At 71.6% G+C, this 15,014-nt stretch carries 13 protein-coding genes; 8 read left to right on the top strand and 5 right to left on the bottom strand.

Annotation, left to right across the window (positions count from 1 at the left end; translation table 11 throughout):
• The coding region (locus G472_RS0128710; protein ID WP_029011146.1) for a helix-turn-helix domain-containing protein at positions 1-217 on the bottom strand (217 nt) is incomplete at its 3' end.
• 244 nt (positions 218-461) lie between these two features.
• Here G472_RS0128710 and G472_RS0128705 point away from each other — a divergent pair.
• The 3 genes from G472_RS0128705 (at position 462) to G472_RS36275 (ending at position 3,735) form a co-directional block, all read left to right on the top strand.
• Entirely contained in the window at positions 462-1,868 is a 1,407-nt protein-coding gene (locus G472_RS0128705) for a cytochrome ubiquinol oxidase subunit I (RefSeq protein WP_029011145.1), read from the top strand.
• 5 nt (positions 1,869-1,873) lie between these two features.
• Positions 1,874-2,884 (top strand): cytochrome d ubiquinol oxidase subunit II, encoded by a 1,011-nt coding sequence (cydB, locus tag G472_RS0128700; protein WP_029011144.1) that lies wholly within the window; start codon positions 1,874-1,876, stop codon positions 2,882-2,884.
• Positions 2,885-3,042: 158 nt separating this feature from the next.
• Positions 3,043-3,735 (top strand): hypothetical protein, encoded by a 693-nt coding sequence (locus G472_RS36275; protein ID WP_051341516.1) that lies wholly within the window; start codon positions 3,043-3,045, stop codon positions 3,733-3,735.
• Positions 3,736-3,767: 32 nt separating this feature from the next.
• On the opposite strand, the gene G472_RS0128690 is transcribed toward G472_RS36275, so the two are convergent.
• Entirely contained in the window at positions 3,768-4,160 is a 393-nt protein-coding gene (locus tag G472_RS0128690; protein WP_029011143.1) for a hypothetical protein, read from the bottom strand.
• Between the two features lie 238 nt (positions 4,161-4,398).
• On the opposite strand from G472_RS0128690, the gene G472_RS0128685 reads away from it, so the two are divergent.
• The 5 genes from G472_RS0128685 (at position 4,399) to G472_RS36265 (ending at position 13,336) form a co-directional block, all read left to right on the top strand.
• Complete coding sequence (locus G472_RS0128685) at positions 4,399-4,626, top strand: hypothetical protein (protein ID WP_029011142.1); 228 nt, start codon at positions 4,399-4,401, stop codon at positions 4,624-4,626.
• An 81-nt stretch (positions 4,627-4,707) separates the two neighbouring features.
• A complete protein-coding gene (locus G472_RS0128680) occupies positions 4,708-5,094 on the top strand; it encodes a hypothetical protein (RefSeq protein WP_029011141.1) in 387 nt (128 codons plus the stop codon).
• Between the two features lie 110 nt (positions 5,095-5,204).
• Positions 5,205-10,721, top strand: a complete 5,517-nt coding sequence (locus G472_RS37730) for a PAS domain S-box protein (protein ID WP_051341514.1) — start codon at positions 5,205-5,207, stop codon at positions 10,719-10,721.
• 62 nt (positions 10,722-10,783) lie between these two features.
• Positions 10,784-11,188 carry a response regulator gene (locus G472_RS0128670; protein WP_029011140.1) on the top strand — a complete coding sequence of 135 codons (405 nt, stop codon included), beginning with the start codon at positions 10,784-10,786 and terminating at the stop codon, positions 11,186-11,188.
• Positions 11,189-11,368: 180 nt separating this feature from the next.
• A complete protein-coding gene (locus G472_RS36265) occupies positions 11,369-13,336 on the top strand; it encodes a sensor histidine kinase (protein ID WP_084536973.1) in 1,968 nt (655 codons plus the stop codon).
• Positions 13,337-13,358: 22 nt separating this feature from the next.
• Here G472_RS36265 and G472_RS0128660 read toward each other — a convergent pair whose 3' ends face one another.
• The 3 genes from G472_RS0128660 to G472_RS0128650 all read right to left on the bottom strand — a co-directional run bounded on the left by G472_RS0128660 (position 13,359) and on the right by G472_RS0128650 (position 15,010).
• Positions 13,359-13,751 (bottom strand): hypothetical protein, encoded by a 393-nt coding sequence (locus G472_RS0128660; RefSeq protein ID WP_029011139.1) that lies wholly within the window; start codon positions 13,749-13,751, stop codon positions 13,359-13,361.
• Between the two features lie 157 nt (positions 13,752-13,908).
• Entirely contained in the window at positions 13,909-14,397 is a 489-nt protein-coding gene (locus G472_RS0128655; RefSeq protein ID WP_029011138.1) for a YajQ family cyclic di-GMP-binding protein, read from the bottom strand.
• 100 nt (positions 14,398-14,497) lie between these two features.
• The gene (locus G472_RS0128650) at positions 14,498-15,010 is read right to left on the bottom strand and encodes a hypothetical protein (protein WP_029011137.1); all 513 of its coding nucleotides are present in this window, start codon (positions 15,008-15,010) and stop codon (positions 14,498-14,500) included.
• Between the last annotated feature and the right edge of the window lie 4 nt (positions 15,011-15,014).

Genomic DNA, 15,014 nt, shown 5'->3' with positions numbered 1-15,014 from the left:
CCACGCCTTGTTCGGCGTAGCGCACCTGCCAGCGCCACACCGCCGGACGGCTGAGACCGGCTCGACGCGCCACCTCCAGAACGGGCAGCCGCTCGGCCGACAACAGGATGATGTTGGCCCGCTGCACATGCTTGAGCGGGCGGTTGCGGTCAGCGAGGATCGCGGCCAAGCGCGCGCGGTCCTCCGCTCCAACGATGACGCTGACGGTCTGGGCCATGCCGACAGAATCGCACGTCAGCGGACCCTTGTGAATCCTATGTCTGTGTCAGTGCACTAGCCTCCTCCCCCGCCGCCCTTCTCCCCCCTTCTCCCCCCTTCTCCCCCCTTCCCACCCCCTCTTCGCGTGCGGGTCCGCCGCCCCATGGGGTGCGGCGTTTTGAAGCGGGAGCCATGCCGTCGCCGGGGGTGTTGAGGGTCGCAGCACCCCGCTCCCCGCCCGTCACGCGGAAGGAACGCGACCCGTGGACCTCGACCCGCTCATCCTCTCGCGAATCCAGTTCGCCTTCGTCATCTCCTTCCACATCCTCTTCCCCTCCTTCACGGTGGGCCTCGCCTGCTGGATCGTGGTGCTGGAAGGGCTGTGGCTGCGCACGGGGCGGACGCTCTACCGCAGCCTGTCGGAGTTCTGGACGAAGATCTTCGCCATCTCCTTCGGCATGGGGGTGGTGTCGGGCATCGTCATGACCTACCAGTTCGGCACCAACTGGAGCCGCTGGTCCGACATCGTCGGCAACGTGCTGGGGCCGCTGATCCAGTACGAGGTGGTCACCGCCTTCTTCCTGGAAGCCGCCTTCCTCGGAATCCTGCTGTTCGGGCGCGACCGGGTGCCCCGCAGCGTCCACTTCATGGCCGCCTGCCTGGTGGCGTTCGGGACGGTGCTGTCGTCCTTCTGGATCCTGTCGGCCAATAGCTGGATGCACACCCCGGCCGGGGCGGAGCTGCGCGACGGGCGGTTCTTCGTCACCGACTGGTGGGCGGTGGTGTTCAACCCCTCCTTCCCCTACCGGCTCACCCACATGCTGACGGCCATGTTCCTCACCACCGGCTTCGTGGTGGCGGGGGTCAGCGCCTTCTACCTGCTCACCCGGCGCTTCACCGAACACGCCCGCGTCGGCCTGCGCATGGCGCTGGGCATGATCACCGTGCTGGCACCGCTCCAGATCGTGCTGGGCGACCTGCACGGCCTCAACACCCTGGAACACCAGCCGGCCAAGATCGCCGCCATGGAAGGCCACTGGGAAGGCGGCGCCCGGGCGCCCATGATCCTGTTCGCCCTGCCCGACGAGGAGGCGGAGATGAACCGCTGGGAAGTCGGCATTCCCGGCCTGGCCAGCATCATCCTGACCCACTCCCCCGACGGCGAGGTCCCCGGCCTCAAACAGTTCCCCCGCGACGAACGGCCGCCCGTCGCCATCGTCTTCTGGACGTTCCGGCTGATGGTGGCGATCGGCCTGGTGATGCTGGCCGTGGCGGTGATCCACGTGATCCTGCGCCTGCGCGGACGCCTCTACACGGCCGAATGGTTCCACCGCCTGCTGGTCGCCTGCGTCCCCACCGGCTTCATCGCCATCCTCGCGGGCTGGTTCACCACCGAGATCGGACGCCAGCCCTGGGTGGTCTACGGGCTGGTGCGGACCGCCGACGCCGTCACCCCGTCGCTGACCACCACCGCCGTGCTGATCTCCCTGACCGCCTTCGTGGTGGTCTACGCCATCATCTACGGGGCCGGCACCTATTACCTGCTGCGCCTGCTGCGCATCGGGCCGGCGGTGACCGACGACGCCACCGCGCCCATGGCCCGGCAGGAGGCGCACCGGCCCAAGCGGCCGCTGTCCCTGCCCGACCAATCCATCGACCCCGCGGAGTGATCCCCATGGACGAAGGCAGCCTCCTCACCCTCGCCTGGGTCGGCATCGTCGGCTTCTCCGTGTTCATGTACGTGCTGATGGACGGCTTCGACCTGGGCATCGGCATCCTCTACCCCTTCGCCCGGTCGGAAGAGGACCGGGACGTCATGATGAACACCGTGGCGCCGGTCTGGGACTTCAACGAGACGTGGCTGGTCCTGGGCGGCGCCGGGCTGTTCGCCGCCTTCCCCATAGCCTACGCCGTGGTGCTGCCCGCCATGTACCTGCCGCTGCTGGTGATGCTGATCGCCCTGGTGTTCCGCGGCGTGGCGTTCGAGCTGCGCTTCAAGGCGCGCTCCAGCCGGCACTGGTGGAACACCGCGTTCTTCCTGGGCTCCCTGCTCGCGACCGTGGCGCAGGGCGTGGTGCTCGGCGCCTTCATCCAGGGCATCCATGTGGAAGGGCGCGACTTCGCCGGCGGCATGTTCGACTGGCTGACCCCCTTCAGCCTGTTCTGCGGCGCGGCGCTGGTCGCCGGCTACGCCCTGCTGGGGGCCACCTGGCTGATCTGGCGCACCGTCGGGCCGCTGCAGGACTGGTGCTACCGCGTGGCGCGGGGGCTGATGATCGCGGTGCTGGTGCTGATCGCCGCGGTCAGCCTGTGGACGCCGCTGATCGACGCGGACATCGCGGCGCGCTGGTTCTCCCTGCCCAACATCCTGCTGCTGGCGCCGGTGCCCCTGATGACCGCGGCGCTGGCCTTCGCCCTGTGGCGGTCGCTGGACGAGGGGCGCGAGGTGCTGCCCTTCGCCCTGTCCATGTCCCTGTTCGCCCTGTCCTACCTGGGGCTCGCCGTCAGCCTGTGGCCGATGCTGATCCCGCCGTCGATCACCGTGTGGCAGGCCGCCGCCCCGCCGGAAACCCAGGTGTTCCTGCTGATCGGAATGGCCTTCCTGATCCCGGCCATCCTGTTGTACACCGCCTACACCTATTGGGTCTTCCGCGGCAAGGTCACGGGATCGTCCGGCTATCACTGATGCAGCCGGGGAAGCCCCATCGATAAGGCTCGTCACCGGCGCGGGACGCACCATAGTCCATCTACGGGCCACATCGACCGTCCGTCGCGCGGTGTCGCAGCAAGGGGGCCATCGGCCCCGGGGGCAGCAGGGGGCCATCGGGCCCCGGGGAGGGCGCCTTGGAGCAGGAGCACGAGATCAGTTTCGCCGAACTCATCGTCCGCCGCGGGGCGGAGTTGCTGGAGGCGGCGTCCGACGGCGACGACACCGACCCCGATGAGGCGGCGGATGCCGGCCCGGTCGATGCCATGGCGCGACTGCTGGCCACCGTCGCCATCACCGACGGACCGCTGGTCATCCACATGGAAGGCGGCGGCCACACCGACATCTTCGAGGAGGCCGCGGGCATCACCGTCGGCGGCCCCGGCGACAAGGTGACCACCCTGGCCGAAGCCCGCCAGCCCGAGCGCGCCGTGGTGTTCGAGTTCGACCCCGTGGGCCAGCTCGCCGGCAGCCGCGCCGTGGTGGCGGTGGTGCGCCCGGAGGATCGTCACGACCTGCTGGAAGCGTACGTCGCCGTCGGACGCCTGCGAGGCAACGCGGCGGAGCTGACGGTGGCCCCCGTGACGGTGCGCCTCGACGCCCGCGCGCTCGGCCACACCCTCGATCTCATCGGGCCGGTGGGGCGGACCAGCGTCAACGCCATCGGCGCCGCCATGGCCCATGCCTCGCAGACCCGGGTGCTGCCGGGCCAGGACGCGTCGGACGTGCCGCCGGTGGTCATCGACCTGTGCTGGCACGCCTTCTGCCTGTCGGCGGTGCGCGCCCGCCGCACCCCCGACGCCGGGCCCGTGTCACCGACCATACACTGATCCGATCGGATCGGGTCCGGCCGGGGCGGCGGTCACCCGCCGGGGACGACCGCCAGCACCGCACCGATGGCCGGCGCGCCGTCGCGGCGGACGTCCTCGGGCAGGGCGGCGCACGCCTCCTCGACGGCGCGGCGCACCTCCGCCTCGGGCACGCCGGCCGCCACCAGGCCGCGGGCCAGGGTGCCCCCCACCATGCTCAGGGCCGCGATTTGGGCGCGCAGGGCCGACTGGCCCGCGTGCAGCGCTTCGATCTCGCCGCGCAGATGGTTCACCGCGGCGATCATCGATTGCAGGGCGTCGGTCTGGCTGCCGATGACGTCCCGCAGCACGTCGGATTCCCGGCGCGTCACAAAGTCCCCCGCCGCCTGCTTGAGGAACGCTTTCCACACGGTCTCGAACTCGGCGCGGGTCAGGGCTTCGGGCATCGTCGGGTCCTTCGTGGTTGTCCGTCAGGGCGGCCGCCGACCGTATCACGCCGCACCACCCGCCGCGGCCTTCTTTCGACGGCGTGGCATCGGCGCACCGGTCAAGCACACCATCGAACAGGCACCGCCCGGTCATGTCCCTCGGGTGGGATTGAAACCGTCACGAACGAACTCTACGTTGGCGTCACCGGCGCAGGACCGGTTCCGACCACCGCAACCACACGCAACGAGACCAGCCATGAACGGACTGCTCAGACGGCAGACGTGGCACAGCCGCGTTGCCGAGCTTCTCGACGATCCCGTCGCCGAGGCGCTCTTGCGCCGCGACGGCCTGTCCCGCGACGACGTCATCCGCCAGCTCGCCCCGGTCGCCGAGGCGCTGAACCGCCGCCGGATGCACTACCGCGGCCCGGTCTTCCACGGCCGTCCGGCGGGCGTCATGGCCCCGGCCGCCGGGAACCCTTGAATTCATTGGGTAGACGAACGAACTAGTTTCCCACAACGGGGCGCCGCGCACGACCGGCGGGGCCCTGCGCGGGAGACGGTCATGCTCAACCCCCTCATCACCCTCACCGCCGGATGGTCGCCGGCGGTGGAGGAGCGGGCCACGCGGCTGCTGGCCTTTCGCCTGGGCACGACCGCCGACGGCACGCCCGTCACCGTGGCGGCGGCGTTCGCCGGCCGCGGCCGTCCGGCTCCCCACACCGCCCGGCTTCTGATGCACCTGCCGCCCCTGGAGGCGGTGCAGGTGCTGACCCACACGCTGGCCGACTTCACCATCGACGGCGCCTCCTGCCCCGATCCCGCCGCCACCGCGCGGGCGGCGCTGGCCCATGCGGGCCGGGCGGTGACCATTGCCGACGCACATCCTGAACGCGCATTTATCGCGAGACTGCTCTCCTTTTTGTTCGAACTGCGCCGTCCGACGCGTTGAAGCGGGCCGGCCGCGGGTGTGTTCGTGCCGCTCACGGTTCGCGGGAGTCGCGCGCTCGTGCGTCGGTTGATAAAATCCCCGGGATCTGAGACCGCGAAGGACGGGAAGGAATGGCGGGCACGCGCTTCGGCGTCACGTTCCGGCTGCTGGCCGGCGTCGTCGGCATGGCGGTGCTGACCCTGGCCGCGTGCGTCACCGCGATTCTGGCTCTGGGCGATTTCAGGAACAGCTTCGACCACGTCGCCTCCTCGCAGATCGACACCATGATGGTGGCGGCCGAGCTGGGCCGCCGCAGCGAGGCGCTGATCGGCCGCGCCCCGGCGCTGCTGCTGGCCGGCAGCGACCGCGAGCGGCGCGACGTGATGGCCGACGCCGCCGAGCAGCAGCGCAGCCTCGATGCGCTGGTCCGCCGCCTCGCCGCCGCCCGCCCGGTGGAGGACGGGATGGCCGGCGCCATCGCCGCGCGCCAGGACGCGCTGGTGGAGAGCGTGCGCGCCATCGAGCGGCTGGTCGTCCGCCGCCTGGCCATTGAGGACGCACTGCGCACGGGCATGGAACGGTTCATGGTCGTGTTCGGGCGGATGCGCGACACCGCCGAGTCGCGCCGGGCGGTGCTGGAGCGGGCGATCCACGGCGGCGACCCGGTGCTGCGCGACGCCGCGCTGGCGGAGCAGGACCGGCTGCGCCGGGCCTTCGAAGCGACGGACCGGCTGCTGCTGCTGCTGTTCGCCGCGTCGGCCGACCCCGACCCCGACCGCACGGCGGTGCGGCGGGCAGCGGCGATGACCGACCTCGCCCGCCTGAACGAGCTGCTGCGGGAGTCCGGCTCCCCCGACTTCCGGCGGCGGATCGGCAGCCTGCACGCGGAGCTGCGCGCCATCGCCGCCGGCCCCGGCGGCCTGCTGGTCAACGCCGGCCGCCTTGCCGACCAGGCGGCGGAAGGCCGGGCGCTGGTGGCGGAAAACCGCCGGGCCGCCGAACGCCTGTCCGCCGCGGTGGGCGAACTGGCCGCGGCGGTGCGCGACGACGTGGCGGCCACCAACGAGACGCTGGGCCTGGCCCTGGCGCGGCAGAGCGAATGGCTGGCCCTGCTGGCTGGGCTGTGCCTGCTGGCGGCGCCGGGCATCGCCCTGTTCATCCACCTGTCGGTCGTCCGCCGGCTGCGCCGGCTGCGCGACGGCATGCAGGACCTGATGGAGGGCCGGCCCGCCCACATCGCCGACGGCGGCCGCGACGAGATCGGCGGGATGGCCCGCGCCGCGGACTACTTCGTCACCGAGATCCGCCGCCGCGAAGGGGACCTGGCCGGCAGCGAGCGGCGCTTCCGCGGCCTGATCGAGGGGTCGATCCAGGGCATCCTCGTGCACCGCGGCTTCCGCCCCCTGTTCGCCAACGACGCCTTCGCCCGCGTCTTCGGGTTCACCGATGCCGAGGCGGTGATGGCGTCGGGAAGTCTGCGCAGCCTCGTGGCGCCGGAGGAGCGGGCACGGTCCTGGCAGCGCTATTTCCGGGTGCTCCACGGCCGCGGCGACGGCGGCATCACCCGCGTGCGCAGCCTGCGCCGGGACGGCTCCACCGTGTGGGTGGAGTCCATCGACCGCATGGTGGACTGGATGGGCGCCCCGGCGGTGCAGACCACGGTGGTCGACGTGAGCGAGCGCGTGCGCGCCGAGGCCGAGGCGGCGGAGACGGCGCTGCAACTGCGCGCCGCCTTCGAGGCAATGCCCAGCGCCATCATAATGATGGACGAGGACCTGCAGATCCGCGTGTTCAACCAGCGCTACTGCGAATACTGGAACCTGTCCGCCGAGGAGATCACCGCCCGCGGGCGGATGGACAAGCTGCTGCGCTACGGGCTGGAAAACGGCTTCTTCCCCGGGGCGGACCCGGCGACCTTCGTGGAGGAGCGCCTGTCCTTCGTGCACCGGCACGAGCCGTACTCACAGATCTATCACACGGTGGAGGGACGCGACCTGGAGCTGCGCTGCTCGCCGCGCGCCGAGGGCGGCTGGGTCATCACCCTCACCGACATCACCGACCGCACCCGCGCCCTGCGGGCCATGCGCGAGAGCGAGGCGCGCTTCCGCGACCTGATCGAAGGATCGGTCCAGGGCATCCTGATCCGGCGCGACGGGCGCGCCCTGTTCGTCAACCGCGCCTTCGCCGCGATGGCGGGCTACGACGACCCGCGCGAACTCCTCAACCTGTCGCTGTTCGACTCGCTGGTCCCGCCGGAGGAGGCGGACCATGCCCTCTACCGCGGACCGTTGTCGGCCGAGGCCGACGCCGACGGCGGCGGCGGCTCGCGTCGCGGCCGATTGAGGCGGCGCGACGGCACGTGCATCTGGGTCGATGTGGCGACCCGCACCATCGACTGGATGGGCGAGCCGGCGGTTCAGATCACCGCCGCCGACGTGACCCCCCGGGTGGAGGCCGAAGAGGCGGCGGCCGCCCGCAACGCCCGGCTCCAGGCCCTGTTCGACGCCATGCCCGCGGGCGTGGCCATGTTCGATCGTTCCTTGCGCCTGATGCAGTTCAACCGCGGCTTCCGCGACCTGTGGGCCTTCCCCGATTCCCTTCTGGCCGACCGCCCGGCCCTGCCCGACCTGCTGCGCTTCAAGGCGGCGTGCGGCGACATGCCGGCCGGCACGGCGGAGGACTCCATCACCCTCATCACCAACTGCGTCCGGCGCGGCGAGCCCCTGGACCGCGAGATCGTGCTGGCCGGCACCACCACGCTGGCGGCGCGCGGCGGCCCGACGCCCGACGGCGGCTACATCTTCACCTACGCCGACATCTCCGAACGGCGGCGGGCCGCCGCGGAACTGCGGGAGAGCCGCGAGCGCCTCGACCTGGCGGTGCTGGCCACCCGTGCGGCGGTGTGGGACGAGAACCTGGTGGACGGCCGGGTCTGGTGGTCGGACGAATACCACCGGTTGCTGGGCAGCGATCCCCGCACCTTCACTCCCGGACCCGGAACCTGGGAATCGCTGCTCCATCCGGACGATGCGCCGGGTGTGCGCGCCGCCGCGGCCGTCTACCTCGCCGGCAACACCGACCATTACACGGCGACCTACCGGCTGCGCCACCGGGACGGCGGCTGGGTGTGGGTGGAGGATTTCGGCCGGGTCAAGCGCGACGCCACCGGCCGCCCGGTCCGCTTCGTCGGCGTCATGCTGGACATCAGCGAGCGCAAACGCGCCGAGGCGACGCTGCGCGACAGCGAACGGCGCTACCGCCGCCTGGTGGAGAACCTGAAGTCCCACGTCATCTACGCCCACGACCCGGACGGCCGCGTCCAGTATGTCAGCCCGTCGGTGACCGACGTGCTGGGCTATGCCCGCGACGCGGTGATCGGGCGCCCCGCCCCCTACCTGCCGGCCGGTCGACCGCAGGGCATGCAGGGGTGTCCCGGCGGCCAGGTGGTGTTCGAAACCGATTATCTCCACAGCGACGGCGGCGTGCGGCGCATGCAGGTGGCGGAGATCCCCGTGCACGACGACGCCGGCCGGGTGATCGGCGTGGAGGGGATCGCCCAGGACGTCACCGAGCGCAACCGCGCCGAAGAGGCGCTGCGCCAGGCCAAGGAACAGGCGGAAACGGCGGCGCGCGCCAAATCCACCTTCCTCGCCACCATGAGCCACGAGATCCGCACCCCGATGAACGGCGTGCTGGGCATGCTGGAGGTGCTGGACCGCACGCCGCTGGACGGGGAACAGCGCACCATCCTGGCGGTGATGCGGGATTCCGCCTCGGCCCTGCTGACCATCATCGACGACATCCTCGACTTCTCCAAGATCGAGGCCGGCCATCTGGGCCTGGAAGCGGTCCCCGTCTCGGTGCCCGACATCGTGGAAGGGGTGGCCGACCTGATGGCCGCGCGGTCGCGCGAACGGCGCCTCGACCTTGCCACGCGGGTGTCGCTGGACGGCCGGGACCGGCGCATGGGCGATCCGGTCCGGCTGCGCCAGATCCTGCTGAACCTGGTGGGCAACGCCATCAAGTTCACCGAGCGCGGCTTCGTCACCGTGACCGCCCGGCCCGGCATCGGCACCGGGGCGGACGACGATCGCGTGCGCTTCGAGGTGAGCGACAGCGGCATCGGCCTCAGCGCCGAGCAGCAGGCCCGCCTGTTCCAGCCCTTCACCCAGGCCGACGCCTCGACCACCCGCCGCTTCGGCGGCAGCGGCCTCGGCCTGTCCATCTGCCACCGGCTGGTGGAGCTGATGGGGGGCACCATCGGCGTCACGGCCACCCCCGGCGCGGGCTCCACCTTCTGGTTCGAGGTGCCGCTGGCGCCCGTCGCGACCGGCACCGCCGCCGGCGCCGTCGACCTGGACGGGCTGGACGTGCTGGTGGTCGATGACACCCCACCGGTGCGCGAGGCGTTCGCCGAGGCGCTGGCCACCGCCGGCGCCCGGGTGACGACGGCCGCCGACGCCGACGCGGCGGCGGCGGCCCTTGCCGCCCCGCGCCCCGGGGGCCGCCCCTTCGATGCGGTCGTGCTGGACCACGATGCCGGCCGGGGGGCGGCGGGCGCCGGATTGCCGGTGCCGGATGGCACCGCCCTGATCGTGGTCACCACTGATGACGGAGCGGCCGCGGCCGCCGCGGCCCGTGCCGCCGGGGCGGCTGAGGTTCTGCGCAAGCCGGTGCGGCGCGACGCCCTGTGGGCGGCGGTGGCACGCGCGGCCGGACGGGCCGCCCCCGATTCCCCGTGCGGAGTGGCCGCCGCCGGGGTGCTCGGCGCCGTCCGCCCGCCGCCGCCCGAAGAGGCGCTGGCCGCGGGGGCGCTGATCCTGGTGGCCGAGGACAACCCGACCAACCGGGTGGTGGTGCGCATGCAGCTCGAACAGCTCGGCTTCGCCTGCGAGGTCGCCGGCAACGGCCGCGAGGCATGGCATGCCCTGCAAAGCCGTCACCACGGCTTGCTGCTGACCGATTGCTTCATGCCCGAGGTGGACGGCTACGAACTGGCCCGGCGGGTGCGCCGGCGCGAACGGGACGGCGGCGGCCACCTGCCCATCGTGGCGCTGACCGCCAACGCCCTGACCGGGGAGGCGGAGCGCTGTTTCGCCGCGGGCATGGACGATTACCTGTCGAAGCCGGTGGACCTGCAAAGCCTGTCGCGCTGCATCGCCCGCTGGCTGCCCGGCGCCCTGCCTCTGCGCCGCCCCACGGATGCCGGCGCCGCGATCCCGCCGGCCCCGCCGTTCACCGTCACCGCAGGGCCGGACTCCGCCCGGCCCGCCGTCCTGGACCTGGATCATGTGGTTGCCACCTTCGGCAGCGTCGAGGCGGCGCGCGACCTGCTGGACTTCTTCCTCGACACCACGGCTCCGCTGGTGGAGACGGTGACCGCCGAGCTGGAGCGCGGCGACGCCGCCGAGGGCCGCCGCGCCGCCCACAGTGCAGCCGGGGCGGCGCGCACCGCCGGCGCGGCGGAGCTGGCGGCGCTGTGCTCGCGCATCGAAACCGCGGCGGCGGGCGGCGACCTCGCCGCGGCACGCCGCCACGCCGCGGCCCTGCCCGGCGCCTTCCGCCGCGTCGGTGCGGCGATCCGCGCCGGGCTGCGGACCCGTCCATCGCCCGGCCGCGGGACGCCGCGGTTGCCCGTCCGGCAATAACCTTGATATGTCTGGGCGCCTGGAATGACCGGGGCGACGCGCCGTCGCGGAGGACCCACCCCATGGACCGGACACCGGACGATTACGCGCGCCATCGCATCCTCGTCATCGAGGACCAGCCGTTCGTCCGCCGCACGATCGTGCAGATCCTCATGCAGATCGGATTCCGGTCGGTGGCCGAGGCGACCGACGGCGAAACCGGCCTGCAAGAGTGCGCCCGCACCGCCCCCGACGTGATCATCTGTGACATCGACATGCGGCCGGTCGGCGGCCTGCAGTTCCTGGCCAGCCTGCGGTCCGACCCGCACGGCGCCTGCGCCGGCACGCCGGTGATCTTCCTGACCAACCACGCCGAATCGGAAATCGTGAAGAAAGCCATGGCGTTGGGGGTCAACGGCTTCGTCGTCAAGCCGCCCGCCCGGGCCTCCCTCAAGGAGCGGCTGGACCGGCTCCTGGCAGTGCGTTGAACAGCCGCAGGGGATCGCCGCGACCGCGACTTGTCTGTTCCCGCCCGCTGCCCATGCCTGTACAATCCCGCCGCCGCACCGATCGGTCCGGATGCGGACGCATCGGGCGGACCGGATGCCGGTCGGCGAGAGTACGGAGTTGGCGTGAAACGGTTCGGCCCCCTGCCCAGGCTCGGCGAAATGACCGTGGCAATGCGCATTGCCACGGGATTCGCGGTGTCGTTTGCCCTGGTGGCGGTGCTCGCGCTGATCGGGCTCGCGGCTCTCACCGGCATGACACGGGAGGTGGAGGGCTATTCGGCCGCCGCCGATGCCGAACGGGCCGCCGTCGACGCCGGCATCGCCATGCGCGAACTGACGGCCGCCGTGCACGATCATCTGGCCGCCCCCACGGCCGACGGCTTCACGAACGCCGCCGCCCAACGCGACGCCGTGCAGGAGCGACTCGACGCCCTCGCCCGCCTGGTCACCGCACCCGCCGACGCGCGGGCGGTGGCGGAGGCGCGCAACGGGCTGGAGGGATACTGGACCGGCTTTGCCGGGCTGGCGGAGCTGCGCGGCGACCGCGACCGCCTGGCCCTGGAGACCCTGGAACCGCTCGTCGCCCAGATGCGGGAGCATCTGGGCCGGCTGAAGGACGCCGGCGGCGTCGATTCCGCTACCCTCGCCGGCGACGCGGCCATTGCCGTCCTGCTGATGCAGGACCATGCGGTGCGCTATGTGGACCGCCGCTCGCCCGACGACGCGGAGCGCATGCGCAGCGAACTGGACGCGGCGCGCGGCCGCCTGGCGGAGATGAACCGCTATCTCTGGGTGCCCGGCACCCGCCAGCTCATCTTCGAAGTGTCGGGCATGCTGGACAGCGCCGACGCCATGCTGGACCGTATCGCCGAGATGCTGGGGGAGGAGGACGCCCTGCGCGACCGCGCCCTGGCACCCAACGCCGCCCTGGTCCTCGACCGCATCGCCGAGGTGCGCAGCCGCGCCGCGGCATCGGCGTCGGCGTTGCGCAGCGGCCTCGCCGCGGAGATGGGCGGCTATGCGGGTGCCGCACTGTGGGTGGGCGGCGGCGTGCTGGCCCTGGGGCTGGTGATGACCTGGTTCGTCGCGCGCAGCGTCACCCGGCCGGTGCGGATCATGAGCACGGCCATGGCCGATCTGGCCGCCGGGCGGGACACGGTCAACACGCTGCCCGTGCTGGCCGAGACGACGGAGCTGGGGGCCATGGCCCGCTCCGTGGAGTTGCTGCGCGCCAACACCGTGGCCCTGGAGCGCGTCAAGCGCGAAGCGGAAGAGCTGCAATCCCGCCTGCTGGCGGAAAAGGAGCGGGCCGAGGCCGACAGCGCCGCCAAGACGGATTTCCTGGTCAACATGGGGCAGGAGCTGCACCGGCCGCTGAACACCATCGTCGACGCCAGCCAAACGCTGATGAGCGAACTGCACCGCCTGGGCGTCGGGGAACTGGCCAACGAGGTGGAGGCCATCCAATGGTCGGGTGAGCAGCTCGTGGCGCTGATCGACGGCATCCTCGACTACGCCCGGATCGAAGCCGGCGCCATGGACGTCTGCGTCCAGGATTTCGACGTCGCCCGCCTCGTCGCCGAGGTGCGCGAGCGCAGCCTGTCCCTGGCCGATCTGAACGGCAACACCCTGACCACCACGACCGGGCAGACACCGGGCGGGATGTCCAGTGACTTCACCAAGGTGCGCCAGATCCTGTTGAACCTGCTGGACAACGCCTGCAAGTTCACCCGCGGCGGCAGCGTGACCCTGGATGCGGAACGGATCGGCCGCGACGGAGCCGATTGGGTGCGGTTCACGGTGACGGACTCCGGCATCGGCTTCCCGCCGGCCCAGACGGGGCGTCTGTTCCAGGCATTCGTCCAGGGCAGCAGCCGGCTCCACAAGGGTGGCAAGATTCCCGGCGCCGGGCTCGGGCTGACGCTGGTCGGCCACTACTGTGCCATGCTCGGCGGCGACATTGAGGTGTCCAGCACCCCCGGCACGGGCACCCGCATCGTGGTGACGCTGCCGGCCGTCTACGAACCGCCCGCCACGGACCGTCCCCTGCTGCTGGGCGCGCCCGCCGGCCCGGCCGGCACCCGGCCGCTGCTGACCGTTGCCGACACGGCCACCGCCGCCGAATAGAACAGCGGGCTTTCCGGCCGTATCAATCGTCCGCCAGCAGCATCGCCATCCAGCGGGCGTCCACCGGTCCGTTGCCCCCCAGCAGCATGTCCCTGGGCGTCGCCTCGGACCGGGAAGCCACCGGCGCCGGGGCCGAGGTGGCGTCGCCACCGGCGACGGAGTCGAAGCCGCCCTGGACGATCAGCGTCGCCATGGCCGGGGCGGCGCCGTGGGCCGCGCCGGGACCGGCGGCACCGGCCATCGCCCCCGGTCCGCCGGGCGTACCCGCAGGACCGTTGAGCGCCTCCAGCATCGCGGCGAAGCGACCGGCGAAGTCCGCCACCTCCCGCGGCACGGAGTCGGCGCGCCGGCTCTGCATCTGCTCCAGGCGGACCTGAAGCTGGCGGATGGAGTCGGTGTCGGGCATGGCGGTCATGGCGGAAACCCATCGGGCGCACAGGATCGGCCCGCAGCCTCATGCAAGGAAAATGCCGCCCGAAAACCGCGCAAAGCGACGCTCACGCCCTCCGCACGGCAAGAAGGACCCGGCAGAATCTGCCGCACACCCGGCAAATTCTGCCCGGTTACGTTGTTCAATCGCGGAAATTGACGTATTGGAGAGGCTGTTCCAGGGACATGCCGCGGACGTGCTGGATGGCGGCCTGGAGATCGTCGCGCTTTTTGCCGCTGACGCGCAGCTCGTCGCCCTGGATGGCCACCTGGACCTTCAGCTTGGCGTCCTTGATCGACTTGACGATCTGCTTGGCCAAGTCCTGGGCGATGCCTTCGCGCACGGTGACGGTGTGGCGCACGGTGCTGCCCGCCGCCTTTTCCACCTTGGCCGAGAAATCCAGGAAATTGGCGTCCACCTTGCGCCGGGTAACGTGGACCTTCAGCAGTTCGTGAAGCTGGTTGAGCTTGGGCTCGTCGTCCGCGGCGATGGCGATGGTGTTGTCGGTGCGCTCCAGCGTGCAATGCGACCCCTTGAAGTCGAACCGCTGGTCCACCTCGCGGCGAACGCCGGCAAGCGCGTTGTCCACTTCGTGGATGTCGGTCTTGGACACGATGTCGAACGACGGCATGGAATCCTCCCGGTGGCTGGCGCGTCGGCGGCGACCGTAGAGGACGGGGGTGGCGGCGTCCACCCCCGTTCCGGCCGCATCCACGCCCCTTGCCGGCCGGTCAGGTGGCTTGGCCGGGGTGCGTGAACTCGATGCCCGGCCCCTGGTCCCGGTAGGGCTTGTCCGGCATCCGGGGCTGCGGCATGGCGTAGAAGCGCGGCTCCTGATCGTCCCACGAGCGCTCGAACGGCAGGCGCATCATGGGGTTGGTTCCGTTGCGCTGGGCCTCCTGCAGGGCGTTCTGGAGCTGCTCGGCCATGTTGCGGTCCCACGGCAGGCGGTAGAGATTGGGGGCCGCGTCCCACATGAGGGTGAGATAAATGGCCTCGCCCTCGATCAGGGTGGCGCTCAGGACCGATGCTTCCTTCACGTGCGAGCCGACCCATTCCAGGGTGACCGGCTTCGCCTTGCCCAGCAGGGTGGCCGGGGCGGCGTAGGCGGCGGGAAGCATCAGGGCGAACAGGGCGACGATCACGGCACGGGCGCGGCCGTTGCGCGTCCAGCGCAGCGCGGCCAGCACGAGCAGCAGGGTGACGATCGCGACGAAGGCAAACAGGATGGTCAAAGTTTCCATGACG

It is taken from the genome of Azospirillum halopraeferens DSM 3675, from assembly GCF_000429625.1.
Classification (GTDB): Bacteria; Pseudomonadota; Alphaproteobacteria; order Azospirillales; family Azospirillaceae; genus Azospirillum; species Azospirillum halopraeferens.
This window is presented reverse-complemented; position numbering and strand designations above follow the sequence as displayed.

What these genes read in the sequence shown, in the direction of transcription:
- cydB (WP_029011144.1), top strand. Translation starts at nt 1,874, where the DNA reads ATGGACGAAGGCAGCCTCCTCACCCTCGCCTGGGTCGGCATCGTCGGC.
- G472_RS0128690 (WP_029011143.1), bottom strand. Translation starts at nt 4,160, where the DNA reads ATGCCCGAAGCCCTGACCCGCGCCGAGTTCGAGACCGTGTGGAAAGCG.
- G472_RS0128685 (WP_029011142.1), top strand. Translation starts at nt 4,399, where the DNA reads ATGAACGGACTGCTCAGACGGCAGACGTGGCACAGCCGCGTTGCCGAG.
- G472_RS0128680 (WP_029011141.1), top strand. Translation starts at nt 4,708, where the DNA reads ATGCTCAACCCCCTCATCACCCTCACCGCCGGATGGTCGCCGGCGGTG.
- G472_RS37730 (WP_051341514.1), top strand. Translation starts at nt 5,205, where the DNA reads ATGGCGGGCACGCGCTTCGGCGTCACGTTCCGGCTGCTGGCCGGCGTC.
- G472_RS0128670 (WP_029011140.1), top strand. Translation starts at nt 10,784, where the DNA reads ATGGACCGGACACCGGACGATTACGCGCGCCATCGCATCCTCGTCATC.
- G472_RS36265 (WP_084536973.1), top strand. Translation starts at nt 11,369, where the DNA reads ATGACCGTGGCAATGCGCATTGCCACGGGATTCGCGGTGTCGTTTGCC.
- G472_RS0128660 (WP_029011139.1), bottom strand. Translation starts at nt 13,751, where the DNA reads ATGACCGCCATGCCCGACACCGACTCCATCCGCCAGCTTCAGGTCCGC.
- G472_RS0128655 (WP_029011138.1), bottom strand. Translation starts at nt 14,397, where the DNA reads ATGCCGTCGTTCGACATCGTGTCCAAGACCGACATCCACGAAGTGGAC.
- G472_RS0128650 (WP_029011137.1), bottom strand. Translation starts at nt 15,010, where the DNA reads ATGGAAACTTTGACCATCCTGTTTGCCTTCGTCGCGATCGTCACCCTG.